The organism is Mycolicibacter heraklionensis, from assembly GCF_019645815.1.
Classification (GTDB): Bacteria; Actinomycetota; Actinomycetes; order Mycobacteriales; family Mycobacteriaceae; genus Mycobacterium; species Mycobacterium heraklionense.
This window is the reverse complement of the sequence record NZ_CP080997.1, coordinates 4,788,926-4,814,498: the sequence shown is the minus strand read 5'-3', so window position 1 is coordinate 4,814,498 and position 25,573 is coordinate 4,788,926. Positions and strand designations below refer to the sequence as shown.

Below are 25,573 nucleotides of genomic sequence, written 5' to 3'. Positions count from 1 at the left end.
GGGCGGAAAACAGCAATGGGCGGCAGGCACGACGGTGTAGAACGGCGGACGGCGAACCCCACCGGGGCGCGTCGGCGCAAACGCATCGCCGGAGCCGGAAGCGCGGTGGGAGCGTTCCTGGCTTTCGGGATGAGCCCGCTGGCCGCCGCGCCGCCGGCCCACGCCGACGAGCTGGACTGGGTCTCCGACCTGCTCGGCCAGAACCTGACCGACGCCTTCACCACCCTGGGCGACACGGCGTCGTGGCAGACGATCTTCGACGCCGACTCCTGGTCGCCGCTGTTCGCCCAGCTCGACAGCGGCTGGGACGCCGCGCTGGTCCCGATGTCCGCGGCGGCCAGTGACCCGTTCTCCGACCTGTTCAACACCCTGTTCTACGAGCCGATGCACACCAGCATCGAGAACTGGATCAACAGCCCGCTGGGCCTGCAGGTCAACGGTGCGATCAACAGCATGTTCGGGGTGTACCTGATCGGCGACGGCGCCGACGGTACGCCGGACAACCCGAACGGCGGCGACGCCGGCCTGCTGTTGGGGGACGGGGGCGACGGCTTCGGCTACGGCGGTAACGGCGGCAACGCCGGCTGGTTGTTCGGCAACGGTGGCAATGCCGGCAGCGCAGGTGACACCGGAGCCGGCGATTCCGGGGCCGGCGGTCCTGGGATGGTCACGTTCGCCGCCTTGGCCGGCGACCCGGCTCCGATCAACGGCGCGCCCGGAGTGGGCGGCAACGGCGGCGGCCTTTTCGGCAATGGCGGCAACGGAACCGACGGTACGGCCGGGCAGTTCGGCGGCGCCGGTGGCGCTGGCGGCGCGGGGGGCGCCGGCGGGTTCTTCTTCGGTAACGGCGGTAGCGGCGGCAACGGTGGCGCCGGCGGCGACGGTACCGCTGCGCACCTCGACGGCGGGGCCGGCGGGGCAGGCGGCGCCGGGGGCCGGGGCGGGCTGTACTTCAGCAACGGCGGGGTCGGTGGTGCCGGTGGTGCCGGCGGTGACGGCTTCACCGGCGGCCGGGACGGCGGCAACGGCGGCGTCGGTGGTGCCGGTGGCGTCGGCGGCGGTGGCGGCACCTTCTTCGGCAACGGCGGGTCCGGCGGTGCGGGCGGCGTGGGCGGCGACGGCGGGAGCGGCGCGGCGGGCACCGATGGCGCGCAGGGCACCTTCACCGGCCTCGGCAACGGCAACGGCGGTGCCGGCACCAACGGTGGTGTCGGTGGCGTGGGCGGCAACGGCGGTGTCGGTGGCGATGCCGGGGCGGGCGGCCTGTTCGGCTCCGCGGGCCACAGCGGATCGGGTGGCGCCGGCGGTGATGGCGGCGACAGCGGTGCCGGCGGCAACGGCGGCAACGGCGCGGCCGGAACCGCCGCGCACATCAACGGCGGTAACGGCGGCCGCGGCGGCGACGCCGGGATCGCCGGGGCCGCGGGCCGCGGCGGCGCTGCGGGCAGCGGCACCGGAGGCGTTGCCGGCGTGACGGGCAGTGCCGGCGAAGCGGCCACCGTCAGTGGTAACGGCGGCAATGGTGGCGCCGGCTTCAGCGCGGTCAACCCGGGCCAGTCCGCCGGTAACGGTGGTCGGGGCGGTGACGGTGGGTCGACCGGTAACGGCGGCAACGGTGGCGTCGGCGGTAACGGCGCGGCGGGTGCCCTCGGCGGCAACGACGTCAACGGCAACGGCTTGCAGGGTGGTGCGGGTGGAGTTGCCGGCAACGGTGGCGCCGGCGGCGCCGGTGGATCGGTCTCGGGCAACGGTGGTGCCGGCGGCGCGGGCGGTGTCGGTGGCACCGGTGGTGCCGGCGGGACCGGGGAGACCGGCGATGCCGGTCAGAACGCCGCCGCCGGCAGCGGTGGCGCCGGCGGGACCGGCGAGAACGGTGGCAACGGCGGCAAGGGTGGCGTCGGCGGACTCGGCGGCAACGGTGGTGCCGGCGGCACCGCGGCGCACGGCACCGCGGGTGCATTCGGTGCGGGCGGTGTCGGCGGTGCCGGCGGTGCCGGAGGCAACGCGGGCGACGGTGGTCAGGGTGGCACGGGCGCCGGTGGCGGCAAGGCCGCCGCGGCCGGCGCCGGTGGCCTCGGCGGCAACGGGGGCACGGTCGGTATGGGAGGCGCCGGCGGCTCCGGCGGCCTGAGCGCCGGCGGTACCCACGCGGCAAGTGGTGCCGCGGGCGCGGCCGGAACCGGCGGCGACGGCGGCGCGGGCGGCACCGGCGGTGCCGGGCAACTGCTGGCCAACGGCACGGCCCAGGCCGGTGGCGTGGGCGGCCACGGCGGTAACGCGGGCGCGGTCGGCGACGGCGGTGCCGGCGGTACCGGTGGCGCCGGGGCGACCGGCGCGGCCGGGATCACCAGCGGTTCGGGTAACGGCACCAACGGTGCGACCGGCGGTGTCGGCGGAGCCGGTGGCGTGGGTGGTGCCGGCGGCTCGGTCTCGGGCAACGGCGGTGTCGGCGGTGCCGGTGGCGTGGGTGGCACCGGCGGTGCCGGTGGTGCCGGCGCCAACGGAATCGATGGCGCGGACGCGGTCGCGGGCAGCGGCGGCAACGGCGGCGACGGTGGCAGCACCACCAGCGTCGGCGGCAACGGCGGCACCGGTGGTGTCGGTGGCGTCGGTGGTGCGGGCGGCACGGCGGCGCACGGCTCCGCGGGTGGCCAGGGCGTCGGTGGTGTCGGTGGTGTCGGTGGCGCGGCCGGCAATGGCGGCACCGGTGGCGCCGGAGGCGACGGCGCCGGTGGCGGCACCAACGCAGTGGCCGGCCACGGCGGCAACGGCGGTAGCGGCGGCACGGCGGGTGTGGCCGGTAACGGTGGCGCGGGCGGTAACGGCGCCGGCGGGCAGGCCGCCAGCGGCGCCGCGGGTGCGGCGGGCAGTGCGATCGGCGGCGTCGGCGGCAACGGCGGCGACGGCCAGGTGCTGGCCGACGGCACGGTCCAGGCGGGCGGTGCCGGCGGCAACGGCGGCAACGCGGGTGCGATCGGCACCGGCGGCGCCGGCGGTAACGGCGGCAGCGGCGCAGCCGGCGCGACCGGCGGCCGCGACGCGGGCGGCAATGGACTGACCGGTGGCACCGGCGCCGCGGGCGGCGTCGGCGGAAAGGGCGGTGCCGGCGGCACCGTCTCCGGTGACGGCGGTGTCGGTGGCCGGGGCGGCGCCGGCGGTGCGGGCGGCAATGGCGGCAACGCCGGCTTCGTCACGCCGGGCAGCGGCGCGTCCGGCGCGGCCGGCGGCAATGGCGGCGTCGGCGGCACCGGTGGCACGGGCGGCGTCGGCGGTAGCGCCACCAACGGCAACGGTGGTGCCGGCGGCCAGGGCGGCACCGCGGGTGCGGCCGGCAACGGCGGCAACGGTGGCGTCGGCACCGGTGGCGGCACCGGCGCCACCGCCGGCAGCGGCGGCACTGGTGGCAACGGCGGCGAGCGCGGCACGGCGGGCGCCGGTGGCGCCGGTGGCAGCGGCGCCGGATCCGGCCAGGCCGGCGCGGCGGGCGCGGTCGGCGGCAACGGCGGCGGCGGTAACGGCGGTGAAGGTGGCCGCGGCGGCGACGGCCGGGAGCTCGCCGACGGCACGATGCAGGTCGGCGGCGCCGGTGGCCACGGCGGCAACGCCGGGTCGATCGGCAACGGTGGCCGTGGTGGCGACGGTGGCGCAGGCGCCAGCGGTGGGACCGGTTCGGTCAACAGCTCAAACGGCGCCAACGGCGCCACCGGTGGTGTCGGTGGTGCCGGCGGTAGCGGTGGATCGATCGCCGGTAACGGTGGCGCCGGCGGTGTCGGCGGCCACGGCGGTAACGGAGGCAACGGCGCGACCGGTCTGACCGGCGCCGCGGGCACCGATGCCGCGGCGGGCAGCGGATTGTCCGGCGGCAACGGCGGCACCGGTGCCGACGGCGGCAACGGCGGAACCGGCGGTGTCGGCGGCCAGGGCGGTGTCGGCGGCAGCGCGGTCAACGGGACGGCGGGCAAGGCCGGGATCGGCGGGATCGGCGGAAACGGTGGCAACGCCGGCAAGGGCGGCGACGGCGGTGCCGGTGGGCAAGGTGCCGGCGGCGGGTTGAACCTGGTCGCCGGAAACGGCGGCAACGGTGGTGCTGCCGGCACCGCGGGCCACGCCGGTGGCGCAGGGCAAGGCGGTCTGAGCGGTGACGGTGTCACCCAGCGCGCCGGCGGTGTCGCGGGAGCGGCGGCGGTCGGCGGCGGCAACGGTGGTGCCGGCGGTACCGGCGGTGCGGGACAGGTGCTGTCCAACGGCGCCGCCCAGGCCGGCGGAAACGGTGGTGCCGGAGGTAACGCGGGTGCGATCGGCACCGGTGGCGCCGGTGGTGATGGTGGCGCGGGCGCGACCGGGAGCGCGGGTGTCACGGACGCCGGCGGCGACGGAACCCACGGCGGAAACGGTGCGGCCGGCGGTAACGGCGGCGTTGGCGGCGCGGGTGGCGCCATCTCCGGTGACGGTGGCGCGGGCGGCCGCGGCGGTGCCGGCGGCAACGGTGGTGCCGGCGGCAACGGCCTGACTGGCACCGCGGGAGTCACCGACGCCGCGGGGCAGGGCACCGACGGCGGCGACGGTCGCGACGGCGGCGACGGTGGCAACGCCGGACACGGCGGTAACGGTGGCGCCGGCGGCACCGCGGTCAACGGCAACGCGGGTGCGGCCGGGTCCGGTGGGGTTGGTGGCACCGGTGGAGCGGCCGGCAACGGCGGGACCGGCGGCCGAGGCGGCGACGGGGCCGGCGGCGGCCTTGACCTGGAAGCCGGCACCGGTGGCAACGGCGGTGACGGTGGCGAAGTGGGGCAGGCCGGTCACGGCGCCGCCGGTGGCATCGGAGCCGATGGCATCCAAGCCGCGGATGGCGCAGACGGCGCCGCGGGCCACTCCAACGGTGGCGCGGGCGGCAACGGCGGCGCCGGCCAGATCCTGATCAACGGCACTCTCCAGGTCGGTGGTCAGGGCGGCAACGGCGGCAACGCCGGGACGGTGGGCACCGGCGGTGCGGGCGGAAACGGCGGTGCCGGTGCGACCGGCGCGGCCGGGGTCACCGATGCCTCCGGCACCGGCACGCATGGTGGCAACGGCGGACTCGGCGGCAACGGCGGCACCGGGGGTGCCGGCGGCAGCGTGGCCGGTGATGGCGGCGTCGGCGGTCAGGGCGGCGCGGGCGGCACGGGCGGTCTCGGTGGTGCCGGGCTCAATGCGACCGTCGCCGGCCAGAACGGCGGCAACGCCGGTGACGCCGGCAACGGCGGCCAGGGCGGCGTGGGCGGCCAGGGCGGCACCGCCACCCACGGCACCGGCGGGGCCGGCGGTCGCGGCGGTGCCGCGGGTGACGCCGGGACCGGCGGCCAGGGTGGTCAGGGTGTTGGCGGCGGCGCCGCCGCAAACGCCAGCAACGGCGGCAACGGCGGCACCGGCGGGGAACGCGGCACGGCCGGACAGGGTGGGGCCGGCGGGGTCGGCAGCGCGGGCGACGGCGCGCACGGCGACGTGGGCGCGGCCGGCGGCGGCGGCAACGGCGGTAACGGCGGCGCGGGCGGCAACGGCGTCGGCGTGATCAACAACGTCGGCCAATCCGGCGGTAACGGCGGCCTCGGCGGTGCGGCCGGCTCCAACGGCAACGGTGGCGACGGCGGCGCCGGCGGTAAGGGCGCGCTGGGCACCAACCCGGTCGCGCCCACCCCAGGCGGCTCGAACCCGTCGGCGGGTAACGGAGGCACCGGATCTGACTGCGGCAGCACCGTGGGCACCACCTCGTGCACGGCCGGCGTCGGCGGTAACGGCACCGCGGGCAATAACGCCAGCAACGGCGGACACATCCAGAACGGCGGCAACGGTGGCACCGGCGGCCGGGGCAACACCGGCGCGTGGCTGGGCCAGACCGCCACCGGCGGCAAGGGCGGTAACGGTGGTACCGGCGGCGTTGCCGGCGACGGCGGCGACGGCGGTACCGGCGGCTACGCCTACGTCGGCGGCAGCTCCAGCAGCGCTCACGGTGGGACCGGCGGCAACGGCGGTAACGGTGGCAACGGCGTCAACGGTGTGACCGGCGGCAACGGCGGGGCCGGCGGGGCCGGCGGCGCCGGTGGGTCGGTGTCGGGTGTCGGCGGCAACGGTGGTGTCGGCGGTGCGGCCGGCAACGGCGGCGACGGCACCGTCGGCGGTAACGGCGGCGACGGTGGTACCGGCGGGCAGGCCTACATGTCGGCGCCGGTCGGCGGCACCTCCGCGGTCGGCGGCCAGGGCGGCAACGGCGGCAACGGCGGCTACGGCGGTAACGGCGGTGCGGGCGGCATCGGCGGCCAGGGCGGCGACGCCGGCGCGGCCGGTGCGGACGGCGCCGGTCAGGCCGGCGTGGGTGGCGCCGGCGGCAACGGTGGTGCCGGTGGTCACGGCGGCAACGGCGGCGACGGCGGCGACGGCGGCAACACCAGCCGCGGCACCGCATTGGGAAGCCAGACGGCCGGCCAGGGCGGGTCCGGCGGGACCGCGGACTCCGGCGGCAGCGGCGGCGCGGCCGGCAGCGGCGGCGCGGGCGGCCACAACGCCGACGGCTCGAACGCATCCAGCGGTGCGGGGGGCACCGGTGGGGCCGACGGCGCCAACGGCGCCGCCGGCAGTGGCGGATCGACCGGCACTACCGGCTAAGACGTTCGCGGCATTGATCAACGAATCAACCATTCCTGCTTAAGTAATGAGGTCCCCTGTGATTGGTAAGCGCCACAAGGCAACTCGGGCTAGTCGTCGGTTGTTGGGTGCGGGCTCCGCGGCGGCGGCGTTCCTGACGTTCGGTGTGACGCCGTTGGTGTCGGCGCCGGCGGCGCAGGCTGATGGTGAGTTCGACTGGTTGCTGGATCTGTTCAATCCGGCGGCGTGGCCGGCTGCCGAGGTGGACACCGCGGGTGCGTTCGACTGGGGGTCGTTGTTCGATCCGTCGGCGGGGTTGGCCAGTGGTGATCCGTTCGATCTGAGTGCGTTGGTCGAGTCGTACATCTACACCCCCATGCACGCGAGCATGGTCGACTGGATTGAGAGCCCGTTGGGCATTCAGGTCGACAGCTTCATCAACGACACGTTCGGGTTCGGCTCGATCATCATCGGTAACGGCGCTGCGGGTGTGGCCGGTGTCGATGGCGGCAATGGTGGTGCGGGCGGGTGGCTGTTCGGTGATGGCGGTGACGGTGTCGCCGGTGGTGATGGTGGTGCGGCCGGTCTGTTCGGCAACGGCGGTGCCGGCGGTGCGGGCCTGGCCGGTGGTGACGGCGGTACCGGTGGTGCCGGCGGTTCGTGGATGGGCATTGGCGGTGTCGGCGGCGCCGGTGGTGTCGACGGCGGCAACGGCGGCGATGGTGGTGCGGGCGCGGGCTGGCTGTTCGGCTCCGGGGGTGCCGGCGGCGCCGGCGGCATCGGTGCGGCCGGTGCGGCGGGCATCGATGGCGCCGCCGGTGTCTGGGCCAACGGTGGCACCGGCGCGGGCGTGGCCGGCGGCAATGGTGTTGTCGGCGGTAATGGCGGCAATGGTGGTGCCGGCGGTAAGGCTTCGGGTCTTTTCGGTACTGGTGGCAATGGTGGTGCCGGCGGTGTCGGTGGTGTCGGCGGTAACGGTGGCCGGGGTGGTGACGGTGCTGCCGGGCAGTGGGATGCGGCTGCCAGCAACGGCAATGGTGGTGACGGTGCCGGCGGTGGCGACGGCGCCAACGGTGGTCTTGGCGGCAATGGCGGCGTCGCCGGGGCGGGCGCCGGCTTCGGTTCGGCGGGCGTCAACGGCCTCGGCGGCCAGGGCGGTGCGGGCGGTAACGCCGGGATCGCCGGTAACGGTGGCGCCGGTCTGGATGCCACCAGCGAGCACCCCGACGGCGGTGACGGTGGCGACGGCGGCGATCCGGGCGCGATCGGCCACGGCGGTCAGGGCGGCCTGACCGGCGGCTCCACCACCGAGCGCGCGGCCAGCGGTGCCGACGGCCAGGCGGCCGGACACGGCGGCAACGGCGGCAACGGCGGCGACGGCTTCGACGTGGCGGCCTACAACGCCGCCCACGCCAATGACCTGGGCTTCCGGGCACTCACCTTCGCCGGCGGCAACGGCGGCAACGCCGGCAACGCCGGGCTGGTCGGCGACGGTGGCGACGGCGGCAACGGGGGCAATGGCGGCGCGGGCGGCCCCGGCGGCAACGGTGGCTGGTCCGGCGGCAAGGGCGGTACCGGCGGCGACGGCGGCAACGGTGGCAACGGTGGTGCGGCCGGCGCCCTGAGCGGAAACGGCGGCCAGGGCGGTAACGGCGGCCTGGGCGGCGACGGCGGACACGGCGGCAACGGCACCGGCGCCAACAGCAACGCCGGCAGTGGCGGCGACGGTGGCAAGGGCGGCATCGGCGGCCAAGGCGGCGCCGGACAGACCGGTGCGGCCGGCAGCTACCTCACCGGTGATGGCAACGGCGGCAACGGCACCAACGGCGGCGCCGGCGGAACCGGCGGCGACGGCGGCAAGGGCGGGGACGCCGGCACCGCCACCGGTACCGGAAACCTGGGCGCCAACGGCAACGGCGGCGCCGGCGGCCAGGGCGGCATCGGCGGCGCGGCCGGCGACGGCGGCCGCGGCGCTGACGGCGACGCCTCAAACATCAACGGCGGCAACGGTGGCAACGGCGGCAACGTCGGGATCGCGGGTGCCGGCGGTAACGGTGGCGCGGCCGGTGTCGGCGGTCTGGGCGGCAACGCCGGCGCGCAGGGCGCCGAAGGCAACACACCGACCGGCGGGGGCAACGGCGGCGACGGCGGGAACGGCTTCACCTCCTCCACCGCCGGCGTCAACGGCGGCGCGGGCGGTGCCGGCGGCAACGGCGGCGACCACGGTAGCGGCGGCAACGGCGGCAACGGTGGCAACGGCTTCACCGGTGTGGCGGGCGTGAGCGCCACCACCGCGGGCGGCTCGGGCACCAGCGGCGGCAACGGCACCGACGGCGGCGCGGGCGGCGCCGGTGGTCTGGGCGGCTCGATCGCCGGCAACGGCGGCAACGGTGGTCTGGGCGGCGCCGGTGGCGCCGGCGGCAACGGCGGCGACGGCCTGGCCGGTGCTCAGGTCACGGCGGCCGGGGCGAACGGCAACAACGGCGGCGACGGCGGCAACGGCGGCAACGCCGGCTCCGGGGGTGCGGGCGGTAACGCCGGAGGCACAGCAGGCGGCTCGGGCAACGCGGGTATCAACGGCACCGGCGGGGCCGGCGGTTCCGGCGGCAATGCGGGCACGGCCGGCAACGGCTCGGACGGTGCAGCAGGCAACGCCTCAAACGTCAACGGCGGCAAGGGCGGTGACGGCGGTGACGCCGGTACTGCCGGAACTGCCGGCCAGGGCGGCGCGGTCGGAACCGGGGGAACCGGTGGCAACGCCGGCGCCGACGGTGCTGCCGGTGCGGCGATCACCGGCCCGGCCGGTAATGGCGGCAATGGCGGCGCGGGCTACAACGCGGCCGGCGACGCCGGTGCTGCCGGCGGTACCAGCGGTGGCAATGGTGGCGCCGGCGGTGACGGCGGCAACGTCGGCAATGGCGGCAATGGTGGTGTCGGCGGCAGCGGCAAGTCCGGCGTCGGCGGCGGCAGCGCCGCGGGCACGGCGGGCACGGCCGGCAGCCCCAACGGCGGCATCGGCGGTTCGGGCACCGACGGCGGTAACGGCGGAAACGGCGGCGCGGGCGGTGCCGGCGGTGCGCTGGCGATCAACACCGCGGGCAATGGCGGCGTCGGTGGTGATGGTGGAGCCGGTGGCAACGGCGGCACCGGTGGCAATGGGTTCAACGCCACGGTGGCCGGTGCTGCCGGCGGAAACGGCGGTAGTGGCGGGCAGGCCGGTTCCGGCGGGCACGGTGGTACCGGCGGTGCTGCCGGTACCACCGACCACGGCACCGTCGGCCTCAACGGCAACGGCGGTGCGGGCGGCAACGCCGGCAGCGCAGGCCAGGGCGGCAACGGAGGCCGTGGCGGCGACGGCAACGCGAGTACCCCGAATGGCGGTCGCGGCGGTGACGGCGGCGACCCGGGCAGTGCGGCTGGTGCCGGTGGCCACGGTGGTGCGGCCGGCGGCACGGTCGGCGGCGGTGGAAGCGATGGCGGCGACGGCGCGTCCGGTACGCCCGTGCAGGGCCCGTCCGGCAACGGCGGCGACGGCGGAAACGGCTTCACCCCGACCGGTGCCGGCGCCAGCGGCGGCAACGGCGGCGCCGGCGGTAACGGCGGCAGCGCGGGCAACGGTGGTAACGGCGGGGCCGGTGGTGACGGCGTGGCCGGTACCGCCGGTGCGGCGGCGACCGCGGCCGGGACGACCGGCGGGAACGGCAACATCGGCGGCAACGGCGGCAAGGGCGGTGCCGGCGGTAACGGCGGCACCCTCGCGGCTAACACCGCCGGTAAGGGTGGTGCCGGTGGCGACGGCGGTGCCGGTGGCCGGGGCGGCGATGGCGCTACCGGCACCAGCAACGCGACTCAAAAAGACGGCGGTCGCGGCGGTGACGGCGGCGCCGGCGCCGCGGGCGGTAACGGCGGTGCCGGCGGGGCCGCCGGTACGGCTCAGAACGGCAGTGTGCAGGGTGTTGCCGGCGTCAATGGCGACGGCGGCACCGGTGGCGCTGGGGGTAATGCCGGCGCCGGTGGAATGGCTGGCCACACCAGCTCGAGTGACTGGACCTTGGGTACCGGCGGTACCGGCGGTACCGGCGGTCTCGGCGGCAACGGTGGGGCGGCCGGCGCCGGACCGAGCGCGACCGGTGTCGACGGTACCGGCGGCGCCGGCGGCAACGGCGGCACCGGTGGCGCGTCGGCGGACGGTGGCGGCAACCCGCACACCATCCCGAACACTGCGGGGTCGGCAGGCAAGGGCGGCCTCGGTGGAAACGGTGGCACCGGCTATATCGGTGGCGCCGGTGGCAACGGCGGCAACGGCGGCAACGCCAACCCGCTCGCTTCGGTCAACAACAACGGTCCGGGCGCGGCCGCCGGGGCAGGTGGCAATGGTGGCGCCGGCGGTATGGCCACCGGCAACAGCGCCGGGGCCACTGGTGGCAAGGGCGGTGCCGGCGGCGACGGCGGCACGCCCGGCTGGCTGAGCCAGGGCGGCGCGGCCGGCGGCAACGGCGGTGCCGGTGGCGACGGTGGGACCGTCGGTAACGGCGGCGACGGTGGTGTCGGCGGCAAGGGCGGGGCCGGTACCAACGGCATCAACGGCAGTGGTGATGGCGTTGGCGGCTACAACGGAGCCGTCGGTGGCGTGGGTGGCGTCGGCGGTAACGGTGGCAGTGGCGGCTCGATTTCCGGCGACGCCGGTAACGGCGGCGTTGGCGGCGCCGGCGGAAACGGCGGCGTCGGCGGAAACGGCACCAACGGCCACAGCGCCGGATTCAGCCCCACCAACAGCAAGTCGGGTGGCGCCGGTGGCTCGGGTGGTGCCGGTGGCGCGGGCGGTCGCGGCGGCGCAGGTGGCACCGCCACCAACGGCGCCGGCGGTGATGGTGGCAACGGTGGCCGCGGCGGAGCGGGCAACAACGGCGGCACCGGTGGGGCCGGCGGCAGCGGTTGGGGCCTCTACTCCGCCTCTGCCGGCGGTGACGGTGGAGCCGGCGGTACGGGTGGCGCCAGCGGCGCGGGCGGTGCCGGCGGTGCCAGCGGCAATGGCCCCGGTGGCGACGGCGGCGACAGCGGCCAGGGCGGCAACGGCGGCAACGGCGGCAACGGCGGTGGCGGCGGCGGCAGCTACAACAGCAAGCCCGGTGGAAACGGCGGCGGGGCCGGCTCCGGTGGTGCTGCGGGCGCCGTCGGCACCGGTGGCAGCGGAACCCCGACCGGTGATCCGGGCTCATCCGGCGGGAACGGACCGGGTGGCAGTACGGGCACCGCCGGACCCCATGGCTAACCGCACGTTCGCCGACTCGACCAACTAACCCGAACTCAGCAGATAGGCGTCACTCCCATGGCTCGTAAGAACCACAGCAACCGTCGTCGCGCCGTCGGCGCCGCTGGGGCCGTCAGCGCATTCCTGGCATTCGGCATGGCGCCGCAAGCACAGGCCGACTTCGGTTTGGACGACCTGTTCGACCCGAGCACCTGGGCGCCGCTATTCGACTCCAGCACTTGGGATTCGGGCTTCAACTGGGATCATCTGTTCGCCGGTGACGAGCTGACAGACGCGCTGACGGCGGCCTATGCGGGCTCGGCAGCCGACACCGGTGGTATCACCGCCATTGTCGACCAGTGGTTTTACACCCCGATGCACAACGCGATGGTCGACTGGATCAACAGTCCGTTCGGCACCCAGGTCGACACCTTCATCAACAACACCTTCGGGTTCGGCTCGATCATCATCGGCAACGGTGCGGCGGGCACCGAGCTCAACCCCGACGGCGGCAACGGCGGCTGGTTGTACGGCGACGGCGGCGCGGGCTATGACGGTTCGCTGACCGGCGTGGCCGGTGGCGATGGTGGCGCGGCCGGGATGTTCGGCAACGGTGGTGCCGGCGGCGACGGCGGCGCGGGCTTCGACGGCGGCAACGGTGGTGCCGGCGGCAGCTGGAGCGGTATCGGCGGCGCCGGCGGTGCCGGTGGTGTCAACGGCGATGGCGGTAATGGTGGCGTTGGTACCGGCTGGCTCTTCGCCATCGGCGGTGCCGGTGGTGTCGGCGGCGACGGCCTGGTCGGCACCGCGGGTGCGGTCGGTGTCGCCGGCATTGACAGCGGTAACGGTGGCGCCGGCGGTAATGGTGGTGTCGGCGGCAACGGCGGCACCGGTGGTGCGTCCAAGGCATTCCTGTTCGGTGCGGGCGGCAAGGGCGGCGCGGCCGGTGACGGTGGCAGCGGTGGCGTCGGTGGCGCGGGCTTGGCCGGCACCAACGGAAATGACGGCGAGACAGGCACCTTCGCCGGCGGTGGCACCGGAAACGGTGGCGACGGCACCGACGGCACGAATGGCGGCAACGGCGGCACCGGTGGCAACGGCGGAGCGGCCGGGACGGCCGGTGCCGGTGGGACGGCCAGCTCGTGGTTCGGCAGCAACGGGACCTCGGGGGCCGGCGGTCAGGCCGGCAACGGCGGCAACGGCGGGGCCGGCGGTGTTGCCGGACTCGGCGGCAACGGCGGTGCGGGCGCGGCCGGCACGGCGTCGAACCTCAACGGTGGCGCGGGCGGTCACGGCGGCGACACCGGCACGGCCGGCGCCGGCGGTGCGGGCGGACAAGCCGGGGGCGCCGGAGCAGTAGCGGGTCAGCAGGGCATCAACGGTGCCGACGTGACCGGTGTCGGTGGCAACGGTGGCGCCGGCGGCGACGGTTACAGCCCCACGGCAGCAGGCGAATCGGGCGGCAACGGGGGCGCCGGCGGTGACGGCGGCGCCTACGGCAACGGCGGTGCGGGCGGCAACGGTGGCAACGGGGCGGCCGGCATCGCCGGCAGCGACGGCAGCACCACCAACCCCGACGGCACCGACGGTCACACGGGTGGAAACGGTGGCACCGGCGGCGTCGGCGGCAAGGGCGGTTCGGTGGCCGGTAACGGCGGGGCCGGCGGTCGCGGCGGCCACGGCGCGGACGGTGGCGCAGGCGGCGACGGTGTCCTCGGCGCGACCGGCTCGTTCGACGGCGGTGGCACCGGCATCGGCGGCAATGGTGGCGACGCGGGCAGCGGCGGCAACGGGGGCAGCGGCGGCAACGGCGGCGCGGGCGGTACCGCGGCCCACGGCGTCGCGGGTTCCACCGGAGCTGGAGGCAACGCCGGTAGCGGTGGCGCCGCCGGCACGGCCGGCGACGGTGGCGCCGGTGCGGCTGGCACGGCTGCGCATCGGGACGGCGGCAACGGCGGTAACGGTGGCGACACCGGCACCGGCGGCAGCGCCGGCACTGCGGGCACCGGATCCCACACCGGCGCAGCGGGTTCGGCCGGCAGCACCGTCACCATCGGCCAAGGCAACGGCGGCGCGGGCGGCGACGGATTCAGCGCCACCAACGCAGGCGAATCGGGCGGCGACGGCGGCGTCGGCGGTGACGGCGGCGATCACGGCAACGGCGGAAACGGTGGCGCCGGTGGATCCGGTGCCGACGGCACGAACGGGGCCGTCGGCAACGCGGTGAACCCCGATGGCGGCAACGGCACCGTCGGCGGCAGCGGCGGCGCCGGTGGTGCCGGCGGCAAGGGCGGCGCTGAGGCCGGCAACGGCGGCGCCGGCGGCGTGGGCGGTGCCGGTGGCGCGGGCGGTAACGGCGGTAACGGGGTGACCGGGGCCAACGCCAGCACAGCCGGCGGCAACGGCGCGAACGGTGGCGACGGCGGCGATGGCGCCGTCGGCGGCAACGGCGGTGCGGGCGGTGTCGGCGGAACGGCCGCGCACGGTACTGCCGGTGCAAACGCCTCCGGCGGCGCCGGCGGCCGCGGCGGTGACGCGGGGGCTGCCGGCAACGGCGGGGCCGGCGGCAACGGCAACGCCACCCACATCGACGGCGGCAACGGCGGCGACGGCGGCGATGTCGGCACCGCCGCCGCGGGCGGCAACGGCGGAGCGGCCGGCGGTGTGGGGGCGACGGTCGGTGCCACCGGCGCACACGGCGCCGAGATCATCGGGGCCTCCGGCAATGGCGGCCAGGGCGGCGCGGGCTTCAGCCCCACCGCGGCAGGACAATTCGGCGGCGACGGCGGCGCAGGCGGTAACGGCGGCGCCCACGGCAACGGTGGCAACGGCGGTGCCGGTGCGGCGGGTTCTGCCGGAACCAGCGGGCCGGTCGGAAACAACGGCACCCAGGCCAGCGTCAATGGCACCAACGGCGGACAGGGCGGCTCCGGTGGCAACGGCGGCAACGGCGGCGCCGGCGGTGCCGGTGGCTCACTGAGCATCAACACCGCGGGTAACGGCGGCATCGGGGGCGCGGGCGGCGCCGGTGGCAACGGCGGTGTCGGCGGCAAGGGCTTCACCGCGACGACGCCCGGTGCCGACGGCGGCAACGGCGGCAAGGGTGGTCAAGCCGGGTCCGGTGGTATCGGCGGAGCCGGCGGCAACGCGGGCACCGCGGCCAACGGAACCGTCGGCAACAACGGCAACGGCGGGGCCGGCGGTAACGCCGGCGACGCCGGAGCGGGCGGCAACGGCGGCGACGGCGCCGCCGGAAATGCCGCCAACCCCAATGGCGGCAATGGGGGTCAGGGTGGCGACCCTGGCAACGTCGCCGGGACCGGTGGCGCCGGCGGCACGGCCGGCGCCACCTCCGGCGGCGGCGGCACCCACGGCGGCCACGGCGCCGACGGAGTCTCAGCGACCACGGTGTCGGGTAACGGCGGCAACGGTGGTGCCGGGTACAGCCCGACCAACATGGCCGACAACGGCGGCAACGGTGGTGCCGGCGGTAACGGTGGCGCGGCGGGTGCGGCCGGCAACGGCGGAAATGGTGGTGCCGGCGGTGCGGGCGCCACCGGACTCGGCGGTAACGGTGCGGTCGGTACGGCGGGCACGGCCGGTAACCCCAATGGCGGTGCCGGCGGTTCGGGTGCGGCCGGCGGCAACGGCGGCCGGGGTGGCAGCGGCGGCGCCAGCGGCGCGCTGGTGACCAACCACGCGGGCAATGGTGGCGCTGGCGGCAAGGGCGGTGACGGCGGCGCCGGTGGCACCGGTGGTGCCGGGTTCAGCCCGACCGCGGCAGGCGCCAACGGCGGTGACGGCGGCAAGGGCGGTCAGGCCGGCTCCGGTGGTATCGGTGGTGCCGGCGGCAACGCGGGCGCGGTCAACGGCGCGGCCTCCGCGGGTGCCAACGGCAACGGTGGCGCCGGCGGCAACGCCGGGGTGGCCGGCGCGGGCGGCAACGGTGGCAACGGCGCAGCTGGAGACGTGACCAGCCCCAACGGCGGCAACGGTGGCCGGGGCGGGGATGCGGGCAATGTCGCCGGAACCGGTGGTGCCGGCGGTGCGCACGGCACCGGCGGTACCGGCGGTCTCGACGGAGCAACCGGCGCCAACGGCACAGCGGTGAGCGTGGCCTCCGGCAACGGCGGCAACGGTGGTGCCGGGTTCAGCCCCACCAGCGTGGCCGACAACGGCGGCAACGGTGGTGTCGGCGGTAACGGCGGCGCGGGTGGTTCGGCCGGCAACGGTGGCAATGGCGGCGTCGGTGGTGCGGGTGCGACCGGTGTCGGTGGGACCGGCGCGGCCGGCACGGCGGGCACGGCCGCCAATCCCAATGGCGGCGCCGGTGGTTCCGGTGCAGCCGGCGGCAACGGCGGCAAGGGTGGCAACGGCGGGGCCAGCGGCGCGCTGGTGGCCAACCACGCCGGCAACGGTGGCGCTGGCGGTAAGGGCGGTGACGGCGGCGCCGGTGGTACCGGTGGTGCCGGGTTCAGTCCGACGGCGGCCGGCGCCAACGGGGGTGACGGCGGCAAGGGTGGTCAGGCCGGCTCCGGTGGCGTCGGCGGTGCCGGCGGTAACGCGGGCGCGGTCAACGGCGCGGCCTCCGCGGGTGCCAACGGCAGCGGTGGTGCCGGCGGCAACGCCGGGACGGCCGGCCAGGGTGGCAACGGTGGCAACGGTGCCGCCGGCGATGCCACCACCCTCAACGGTGGCAACGGCGGCCGCGGCGGGGATGCGGGCAACGTCGCCGGCACCGGTGGTGCCGGTGGTGCACGCGGCACCGGCGGTACGGGTGGCCTGAACGGAGCGACCGGTGCCAACGGCACACCCGCCGTCGGCCCATCCGGTAACGGCGGTAACGGCGGTAACGGCTACAACGCCGCCGCTGACCCCAACGCCGCGGCCGGCACCCGAGGTGGCGACGGCGGTAAGGGCGGCACCGGCGGCTCAATCGGCAACGGCGGCAACGGCGGTGCCGGTGGCACCGGTGCGGCGGGCCAAGCCGGCGGGAACGCCGTCAACGCCGGAGGATCCGGCACGGCCGGACTCACCGGTGGTGCCGGCGGCAACGGCGGTGCGGGCGGCAACGGCGGTGCGGTGTCCGGCGCGGCCGGCAACGGCGGCGCCGGCGGCAAGGGCGGCGTCGGTGGTGCGGGCGGTAGCGGCGCGAACGGCTCGACCGGCATCACCGCACCCGACGGTGGCGGACTCACCGGCGGCAAGGGCGGCAACGGCGGGAGCGGGGCCATCGGCGGAGCTGGTGGGGTCGGCGGCAACGGCGGCGTCGGCGGCACCGCCACCGACGGCAGCACCGGCAGCCACGGCGTCGGCGGCCAAGGCGGTGCCGGTGGCCAGGGCGGCAACGCCGGCAATGGCGGTACCGGCGGCGCAGGTGCCGGCGGCGGCACCAACGCGGCCGCCGGAAACGGAGGCCAGGGCGGCAACGGCGGAAACCGCGGTGGCGGCGGGGCCGGCGGTCTGGGCGGCGACAGCGGCAACGGCCAGCTGGCTGCAAGCGGGACCGCGGGCGCGACCGGCGTCAGCGGCGGTAACGGCGGTAACGGCGGTGTCGGCGGCAACGGCCAGGGCACCGTCAACGGTGCCGCGCAGATCGGTGGCATCGGCGGCAAGGGCGGTGACGCCGGCACCATCGGCAACGGCGGCAACGGCGGTGCCGGCGGCAATGGTGCGGCCGGAACCGCCGGCTACACCCACCCGACTGGCCAGGCGGCCGGTGGCGGAACCGGAGCCAACGGCTCCAACGCCACCCAGGCCGGTCAGACCGGTGGTGCCGGTGGCACGGGGGCGTCGGCGTCGTGCGCGCTCTTCTTCGGCTGCGGCGACATCAACGCCGGCGACGGCGGCAACGGCGGCAACGGCGGGCAGGCAGCCGCGGGCGGCAACGGCGGCGCCGGCGGTGGCGCCAAGGCAGAGACCGGCGGAACCCGCGGCTACGCATACGGCGGCGACGGCGGTGACGGCGGTAACGGCGGCAACGGCACCAACGGCACGGCCGGGGCCAGCGGTGGCGCCGGCGGCGCGGGCGGCAAGGGCGGCACGATCGCCGGCAACGGCGGTGACGGCGGTCTCGGCGGCTTGGGCGGTAACGGCGGCGCCGGCGAGAACGGTGGCAACGGTGGCGCCGGTGGCGGCGGCGGTACCGGTGAGAACTACCAGGGCACCGGTTACGCCAAGGGCGGCGATGGCGGCGACGGTGGCACCGGCGGCAAGGGCGGTAACGGTGGCGCGGGCGGTAACGGCGGAGTCGGTGGCGCCGCGGGGACTGCGCAAGGCATCGGTGCCAACGGGAACACCGGTGTCGGCGGCGGCGGCGGCACCGGCGGTGCGGCCGGTTCCGGTGGCGCCGGCGGTACTGCCGGGGCGGCCGGATCGGCGTCGGCGGGCGGCGCGGTGAGCGCGGACCCGGGCGCGGCGGGGCAGACCGGCACCGCCGGCGGCTCCGGCACGAAGGGCACCGATGGTGCTCACGGCTGAATCCCGCATCCACGCCAGCTGTCGTCAGCACCTGCTCCCCTGACTCACTCCACTCATCCAGATAGAGGTCGATCCAATGGCTCGTAAGCGTCGCAGCGCAGCACTGCACGGAACTCGCGGCAACGCCGGGCGTCGGGCGGTCGGTGCCGCCGGTGCGGTGAGCACCTTTCTGGCACTGGGGATGGCGCCGCAGGCGCACGCCGACTTCGGCCTGGAAGACCTGTTCGACCCGAACGCCTGGGGGTCGTTGTTCGACGGCGGCACAGGGGATCTGGGCCTCAACTGGGACCAGTTGTTCGCCGGCGATGAACTGAGCACCGCCCTGAGTGCGGCCTACGCCGAACCGGGTTCGGCGGCGGCGATGCTGGGTGACCCGTTCGGCATCACCGGGTTGCTGGGCCAGTACCTGTTCGAGCCGATGCACGCCGGGATGGTGGCGTGGATCAACGACCCGTTCGTCGGTAAGCCGGTGGATGACTTCATCAACACCTGGTTCGGGTTCGGTTCGATCATCATCGGCAACGGCGCGGCGGGCACCGAGCTCAATCCCGATGGCGGCAACGCGGGTTGGCTGTTCGGCGACGGCGGCGCGGGCTACGACGGTTCGCTGACCGGGGTTGCCGGTGGCGACGGCGGCGCGGCCGGGATGTTCGGCAACGGTGGTGCCGGCGGGACCGGTGGCATCGGCTTCCAGGGTGGTGACGGCGGCAACGGCGGCAGCTGGATCGGCGTCGGTGGCGCCGGTGGTGCTGGCGGCGACGGCGGCAACGGCGGCGGCAACGGCGGCGACGGTGGCGCCGGGCTGGGCTGGATCTTCGGCATCGGCGGCAATGGCGGCGTCGGCGGCGAGGGTCTGGTCGGGTTCGCCGGCGCGGTCGGTGTTGCCGGTGTTGATGGCGGCAATGGTGGCGCGGGCGGCAATGGCGGCACTGGCGGTAACGGCGGCGCCGGTGGGGCGTCCAAGGCGCTGCTGTACGGCTCCGGCGGTCAGGGCGGCGCGGCCGGAAGCGGTGGCGCCGGTGGTGCCGGCGGCCAGGGCGTTGGCGGCGATGACGGCACCGACGGTGCGGCCGGCTCGTTCGCCGATGGTGGCTCCGGCAATGGCGGCGATGGCACCGCGGGCTCCAACGGTGGCAACGGCGGGGCCGGTGGCAATGGCGGCGCGGCCGGGGTGGCCGGGGCCGCGGGTGTCACCCATGCGCTGTTCGGCTCGGACGGCAGCACCGGTGTGTCCGGCCACGGTGGCGCCGGCGGCAATGGCGGTGACGGCGGTGACTCCGGTGTGGGCGGCAACGGTGGCGCGGGCGCGGCCGGCACGGCAGCCAACCCCGACGGTGGCGACGGCGGCAACGGCGGGGCCACCGGCACTGCGGGCATCGGCGGTGCCGGCGGTCAGGCCGGCGCCGGTGGTGTGGATGGCCAGGCGGGCAACGGCGGCGAGGCATCGACCGGTGCCGCATCCGGCGGCCGGGGCGGCGACGGCTACGACGCCGCTGCCGACCCGAACGCGGCGGCCGGAACCGCCGGCGGCAACGGCGGCAAGGGCGGCAACGCCGGTGACAACGGCAGCGCGGGCGTCGGCGGTAACGGCGGCAATGGTGCCGCCGGAGCGGCCGGCATCAGCAGCACGACCGACGGCGTGGACGGCACCGCCGGCACCGACGGCGGCGCTGGCGGCAACGGCGGCATCGGTGGCCTGAACGCCGACGGAATTACGCACGCCGCCACCGGTTTCGGTGGCGACGGTGGTGCCGGCGGCCAGGGTGGCCACGGCTACACCGGCTTGAGTGGCGCGAGCCCCGGCGCGGACGGCGAGAGCGGCACCAACGGTGGTGCCGGCGGCAACGGTGGCGCCGGGGGTTCCGGGTCGGTTGCGGGCCAGCAGGGCGCTGGCGGCGCCGGGGGCAACGGCGGCAGCGGCGGCGACGGCGCGGACGGTGATGCGGGCATCGACGGCACGTCGACCAACCACGACGGCACGGCCGGCGGCAATGGCGGCAATGGCGGCAACGCGGGCGCCGGTGGTGCGGGCGGCCAGGGTGCGGATGGCGTGGCGGCCAGTGGCAGCGACGGCACCGCGGGCCTCGGCGGCAACGGCGGCCAGGGCGGCAACGGCCTCGCCGGCGTTGACAGCATGCAGGCGGGTGTGGACGGCACCGCCGGTGGTAGCGGCGGTGCCGGCGGTAACGGCGGTCAGGGTGGTCTGCTGGCGGGCAGCAGCACCGACCGTGCCGCCTCCGGTGACGGCGGCAATGGCGGTTCCGGCGCCAAGGGCGGCAACGGATTTACCGGCGCCGATGGCGCTACGCCGGGCGCCGACGGTGTGAGCGGAACCAATGGTGGTGCCGGTGGTAACGGTGGCGCCGGCGGTAGCGGTGCGACCGCCGGCCAGCAGGGCGCCGGCGGTGCCGGCGGCAACGGCGGCAGCGGCGGCAATGGTGCGGCCGGTAGTGCGGGCGTCGACGGCACGTCGGCTCAGCACGACGGCACGGCCGGCGGTAACGGCGGTAATGGCGGGAACGCCGGCGTCGGTGGCGCGGGCGGTCAGGGGGCCGATGGTGCTGCCGCCAGCGGCACCGATGGCACCGCGGGCCTCGGCGGCAATGGCGGGTCCGGCGGTAAGGGTCTCGACGGCACCAGCAGCACGACGGCGGGTGTTGACGGCACCGCGGGTGGCAATGGTGGCAAGGGCGGCAACGGCGGTATCGGTGGTCTGCTGGCGGGCAGCAGCACGGACCGGGCTGCCTCGGGTGCGGGCGGTGACGGTGGTTCCGGCGCCAAGGGCGGCAACGGATTTACCGGTGCCGATGGCGCTACGCCGGGCGCTGACGGCGTCAGCGGGACCAATGGTGGTGCCGGGGGCAACGGTGGCGCCGGCGGTAGCGGTGCGACCGCCGGCCAGCACGGTGCCGGTGGCGTCGGCGGTAACGGCGGCAGCGGCGGCAAGGGTGCGGCCGGTGGTGTGGGTGTCGATGGCACGTCGGCTCAGCACGACGGCACGGCGGGCGGCAATGGTGGCAATGGCGGGAACGCGGGAACCGGTGGCGTAGGCGGCGAGGGCCCCAACGGCAGCCACGCAGCCACTGGCGCCAACGGCACCGCGGGCGTTGGTGGCAACGGCGGCAAGGGCGGTAGTGGTCTGGCCGGCACCAGCAGCACGACGGCGGGTGTGGACGGCACCGCCGGTGGCAATGGTGGCAAGGGCGGCAACGGCGGTATCGGTGGCCTGCTGGCGGGCAGCAGCACGGACCGGGCTGCCTCGGGCGCGGGCGGTGATGGTGGTGCCGGCGCCAAGGGCGGCAACGGATTTACCGGTGGCGACGGCGCCACCCCGGGTGCTGACGGCGTCAGCGGCACCAATGGTGGTGCCGGTGGCAACGGTGGCGCCGGCGGTAGCGGTGCGACCGCCGGCCAGCACGGTGCCGGTGGTGTCGGCGGCAACGGCGGCAGCGGTGGCAAGGGTGCGGCCGGCAGCGTGGGTGTCGATGGCACGGCGAGCAACCATGACGGCACGGCCGGTGGTAACGGCGGCAATGGCGGCAACGCCGGCGTCGGGGGCGCCGGTGGTCAGGGCGCGACCGGTGCTGCGGCCAGCGGCACCAACGGCACCGCGGGTGTCGGTGGCAACGGCGGGTCCGGCGGTAAGGGTCTCGACGGCACCACCAGCACGACGGCGGGGGTGGACGGCACCGCGGGCGGCAATGGTGGTCTGGGCGGCAACGGTGGCCAGGGTGGTCTGCTGGCGGGCAGCACCACCCAGCATGCGGCCTCCGGTACCGGTGGCGATGGTGGTGCTGGTGGTAAGGGCGGCAACGGATTTACCGGTGCTGACGGCGCCACCCCGGGTGCTGATGGTGTCAGTGGAACCAATGGTGGTGCCGGTGGCAACGGTGGCGCCGGCGGTAGCGGTGCGACCGCCGGCCAGCACGGTGCCGGTGGTGTCGGCGGCAATGGCGGCAGCGGTGGCAAGGGTGCGGCCGGCAGCGTGGGTGTCGATGGCACGGCGAGCAACCATGACGGCACGGCCGGTGGTAACGGCGGCAATGGCGGCAATGCCGGCGTCGGGGGCGCCGGTGGCCAGGGCCCGACCGGCGCTGCGGCCAGCGGCACCAACGGCACCGCGGGTGTCGGTGGCAACGGCGGGTCCGGCGGTAAGGGTCTCGACGGCACCACCAGCACTCAGGCCGGTGTGGACGGCACCGCCGGTGGCAATGGTGGTCTGGGCGGCAACGGTGGCCAGGGTGGTCTGCTGGCGGGCAGCACCACCCAGCATGCGGCCTCCGGTACCGGTGGCGATGGTGGCGCTGGTGGCAAGGGCGGCAACGGATTTACCGGCGCTGACGGCGCCACCCCGGGTGCTGATGGTGTCAGTGGAACCAATGGTGGTGCCGGTGGCAACGGTGGCGCCGGTGGTACCGGTTCGACCGTCGGGCAGCACGGTGCCGGTGGTGTCGGTGGCAATGGCGGTAGCGGCGGCAAGGGTGCGGCCGGTACTGCGGGCATCGATGGCACGTCGGCTCAGCACGACGGCACGGCCGGCGGCCAGGGTGGCAACGGTGGCAACGCCGGGTCCGGGGGCGCCGGCGGCCAAGGAGCCAGCGGGCCCGCGGCCGGCGGCAGCAACGGCACTGCGGGCGTGGGTGGCAATGGCGGGTCCGGCGGTAAGGGTCTCGACGGCACCACCAGCACTCAGGCCGGTGTGGACGGCACCGCGGGCGGCAATGGTGGTCTAGGCGGCAATGGCGGCCAGGGCGGTCTGCTGGCGGGCAGCACCACCCAGCACGCCGCCTCCGGCAACGGTGGCAACGGCGGTGCTGGCGGTAAGGGCGGAAACGGCTACACCGGTTTGAGTGGTGCCAATACCGGGGACAACGGAGAATCCGGCACCAACGGCGGCCAAGGCGGCAACGGCGGCGCCGGCGGTACCGGCGCCACGGGCGGCGCCGGCGGCAACGCGGGCAACGGCGGCGTCGGTGGCAACGGCGGCAATGGAATCGACGGCGCCAACGCCACGTCCGCCGGTGCCGACGGCCAGAACGGCGGCACTGGCGGCAACGGCGGCCAGGGCGGCGCCGGCGGCCAGGGCGGCAACTCCGGTACCTCGACCACCGGCACCGCGGCCGCCAACGGCAACGGCGGCAGTGGCGGACGCGGCGGTGACGCCGGCACGGCCGGCAACGGCGGCAGGGGTGCCGATGGCGACGCCACCAACCCGGACGGCGGCCAGGGTGGCAATGGCGGCGAGGTCGGCACGGCGGGTAACGGCGGATCGGCCGGCACCCACGGCAGCGGTGGTGCCGGCGGCACGAACGGAGCCACCGGGGCTGGTGGCACCGCGATCACCGGCCCGGCCGGTAACGGCGGGCAGGGCGGCAACGGCTTCAGCTCCACCAGCTCGGCCCAGAACGGCGGCAACGGCGGCAACGGCGGTGAAGGTGGCGCCGGAGGCTCGCACGGCAACGGTGGCGATGGCGGCAAGGGTGGTGCGGGTGCCACCGGCGTCGGTGGCACCGGCGCGGCTGGCACCACGGGCACGGCAGCCAACCCCGACGGTGGCGCGGGTGGCTCCGGTCTGTCTGGTGGCAACGGCGGCAAGGGCGGCAACGGTGGTGCCAGCGGCACCTTGGCGGCCAACCACGCCGGAAACGGTGGCGCCGGTGGCGTCGGTGGTGACGGTGGCGCGGGTGGTACCGGTGGCGCCGGCTATGACGCCGGCTCCGACTCGAACGCAGCGGCCGGCACCAACGGCGGCAACGGCGGCAATGGTGGTGAGGCCGGATCTGGCGGAACCGGCGGGGCTGGCGGTAATGCCGGCGCCGTCCACGGTGCGGCCGGCGCGGGCACCAACGGCAACGGCGGCAACGGCGGAAACGCCGGGGTCGCGGGCCAGGGTGGCAACGGCGGCAACGGTGCCAACGGCGACGCCCTCAACCCCAACGGAGGCAAGGGCGGTAACGGCGGTGACCCGGGCAACGTCGCGGGTACCGGCGGCGAGGGCGGCGCACACGGCACCGGCGGAACCGGGGGCGTCGACGGCACGAACGGCGCCGGCGGCACACCGGTCACCACTGCGTCCGGCAACGGCGGCAACGGTGGCAACGGCTACAACGCGGCCTCTGACCCAGGTGCCGTCCCGGGCACCAACGGTGGTGAGGGCGGTGCCGGTGGCAACGGTGGCTTGGCCGGCAACGGTGGCAACGGTGGAACCGGTGGCAGCGCGGCTACCGGTGTCGGCGGCTCCGGTGCGGCAGGTACGGCCGGAGATGCCCTCAACCCCCACGGCGGCAATGGACTTCAGGGCGACGCCGGCGGCGACGGCGGTAAGGGCGGCAAGGGCGGTAACGGCGGCCTGCTGAGCGTCAACACCGCGGGCAACGGCGGTAACGGCGGCGCGGGCGGTGACGGTGGTGCCGGCGGCACCGGCGGCGCCGGCTACAGCCCGACCGCGGCCGGCACCAACGGCGGCAACGGTGGCAACGGCGGCGAGGCCGGCTCGGGTGGCACCGGTGGAGCCGGCGGCAACGCCGGAACCGCGCAGAACGGCAGCGTGGTCGGCGCCAACGGCAACGGCGGCAAGGGCGGCAATGCCGGCAGCGCCGGCCAAGGCGGCGACGGCGGCCGGGGTGCCGACGGCAATGCCACCACCCGCAACGGTGGCGACGGCGGCAACGGTGGCGACGCCGGCAATGTCGCGGGCACCGGCGGTCAGGGCGGCGCGGCCGGAACCACGATCGGTGGCGGCGGAACGGCCGGCGGATCCGGCGCCAGTGGCACCCCGGCGGCCGGCCCGTCCGGCAACGGTGGCAACGGCGGTGACGGCTACAGCCAGCCTGGATCCGGCAACGGAGGCCAGGGCGGCGCCGGCGGCGACGGCGGCAACATGGGCAACGGTGGCGACGGCGGGCGCGGCGGCGACGGCAGCGCCGGCGCGGCTGGCGGATAAGGCGTCAGGTCGTCGAGTGAACGGATGTCCGCGATGAGAACGCTGCTCTGGCACGCCAGGGCAGCTGGGCCGAGCACCTGTCAACACAGGAAGCGCTCAGTATCCCGAGCTGCACCCATTCGGGTGCGGGTGGTTCAGGTAATTGCCGCGATGACATGGGTGGACAGCTCGACGCCCCGCGGATTCTCCGTGGCGGATCGGTCTCCGGTCTGACTGTTGCCGCGCAGCGCGCGCGGCGATAGCTGAGCAAAACATTAAAACCATCCATCGGTCCATCGCAG

General features: G+C 76.3%; 4 protein-coding genes. All 4 read left to right on the top strand.

Annotated features, from left to right (window positions below; genetic code table 11):
* Nucleotides 1-15 precede the first annotated feature (15 nt).
* Complete coding sequence (locus K3U94_RS24245) at nt 16-6,639, top strand: PE family protein (RefSeq protein WP_220695074.1); 6,624 nt, start codon at nt 16-18, stop codon at nt 6,637-6,639.
* 103 nt (nt 6,640-6,742) lie between these two features.
* Nucleotides 6,743-11,890 (top strand): PE family protein, encoded by a 5,148-nt coding sequence (locus tag K3U94_RS24325; RefSeq protein WP_220695073.1) that lies wholly within the window; start codon nt 6,743-6,745, stop codon nt 11,888-11,890.
* 57 nt (nt 11,891-11,947) lie between these two features.
* A complete protein-coding gene (locus K3U94_RS22390) occupies nt 11,948-18,349 on the top strand; it encodes a PGRS repeat-containing protein (RefSeq protein ID WP_220695072.1) in 6,402 nt (2,133 codons plus the stop codon).
* A gap of 76 nt (nt 18,350-18,425) precedes the next feature.
* Entirely contained in the window at nt 18,426-25,292 is a 6,867-nt protein-coding gene (locus K3U94_RS24235; RefSeq protein ID WP_220695071.1) for a PGRS repeat-containing protein, read from the top strand.
* Nucleotides 25,293-25,573: the final 281 nt, after the last annotated feature.

Excerpts from the sequence above, each read along its gene's own strand:
- K3U94_RS22390 (WP_220695072.1), top strand. The coding sequence starts at position 11,948 with ATGGCTCGTAAGAACCACAGCAACCGTCGTCGCGCCGTCGGCGCCGCT.
- K3U94_RS24235 (WP_220695071.1), top strand. The coding sequence starts at position 18,426 with ATGGCTCGTAAGCGTCGCAGCGCAGCACTGCACGGAACTCGCGGCAAC.
- K3U94_RS24245 (WP_220695074.1), top strand. The coding sequence starts at position 16 with ATGGGCGGCAGGCACGACGGTGTAGAACGGCGGACGGCGAACCCCACC.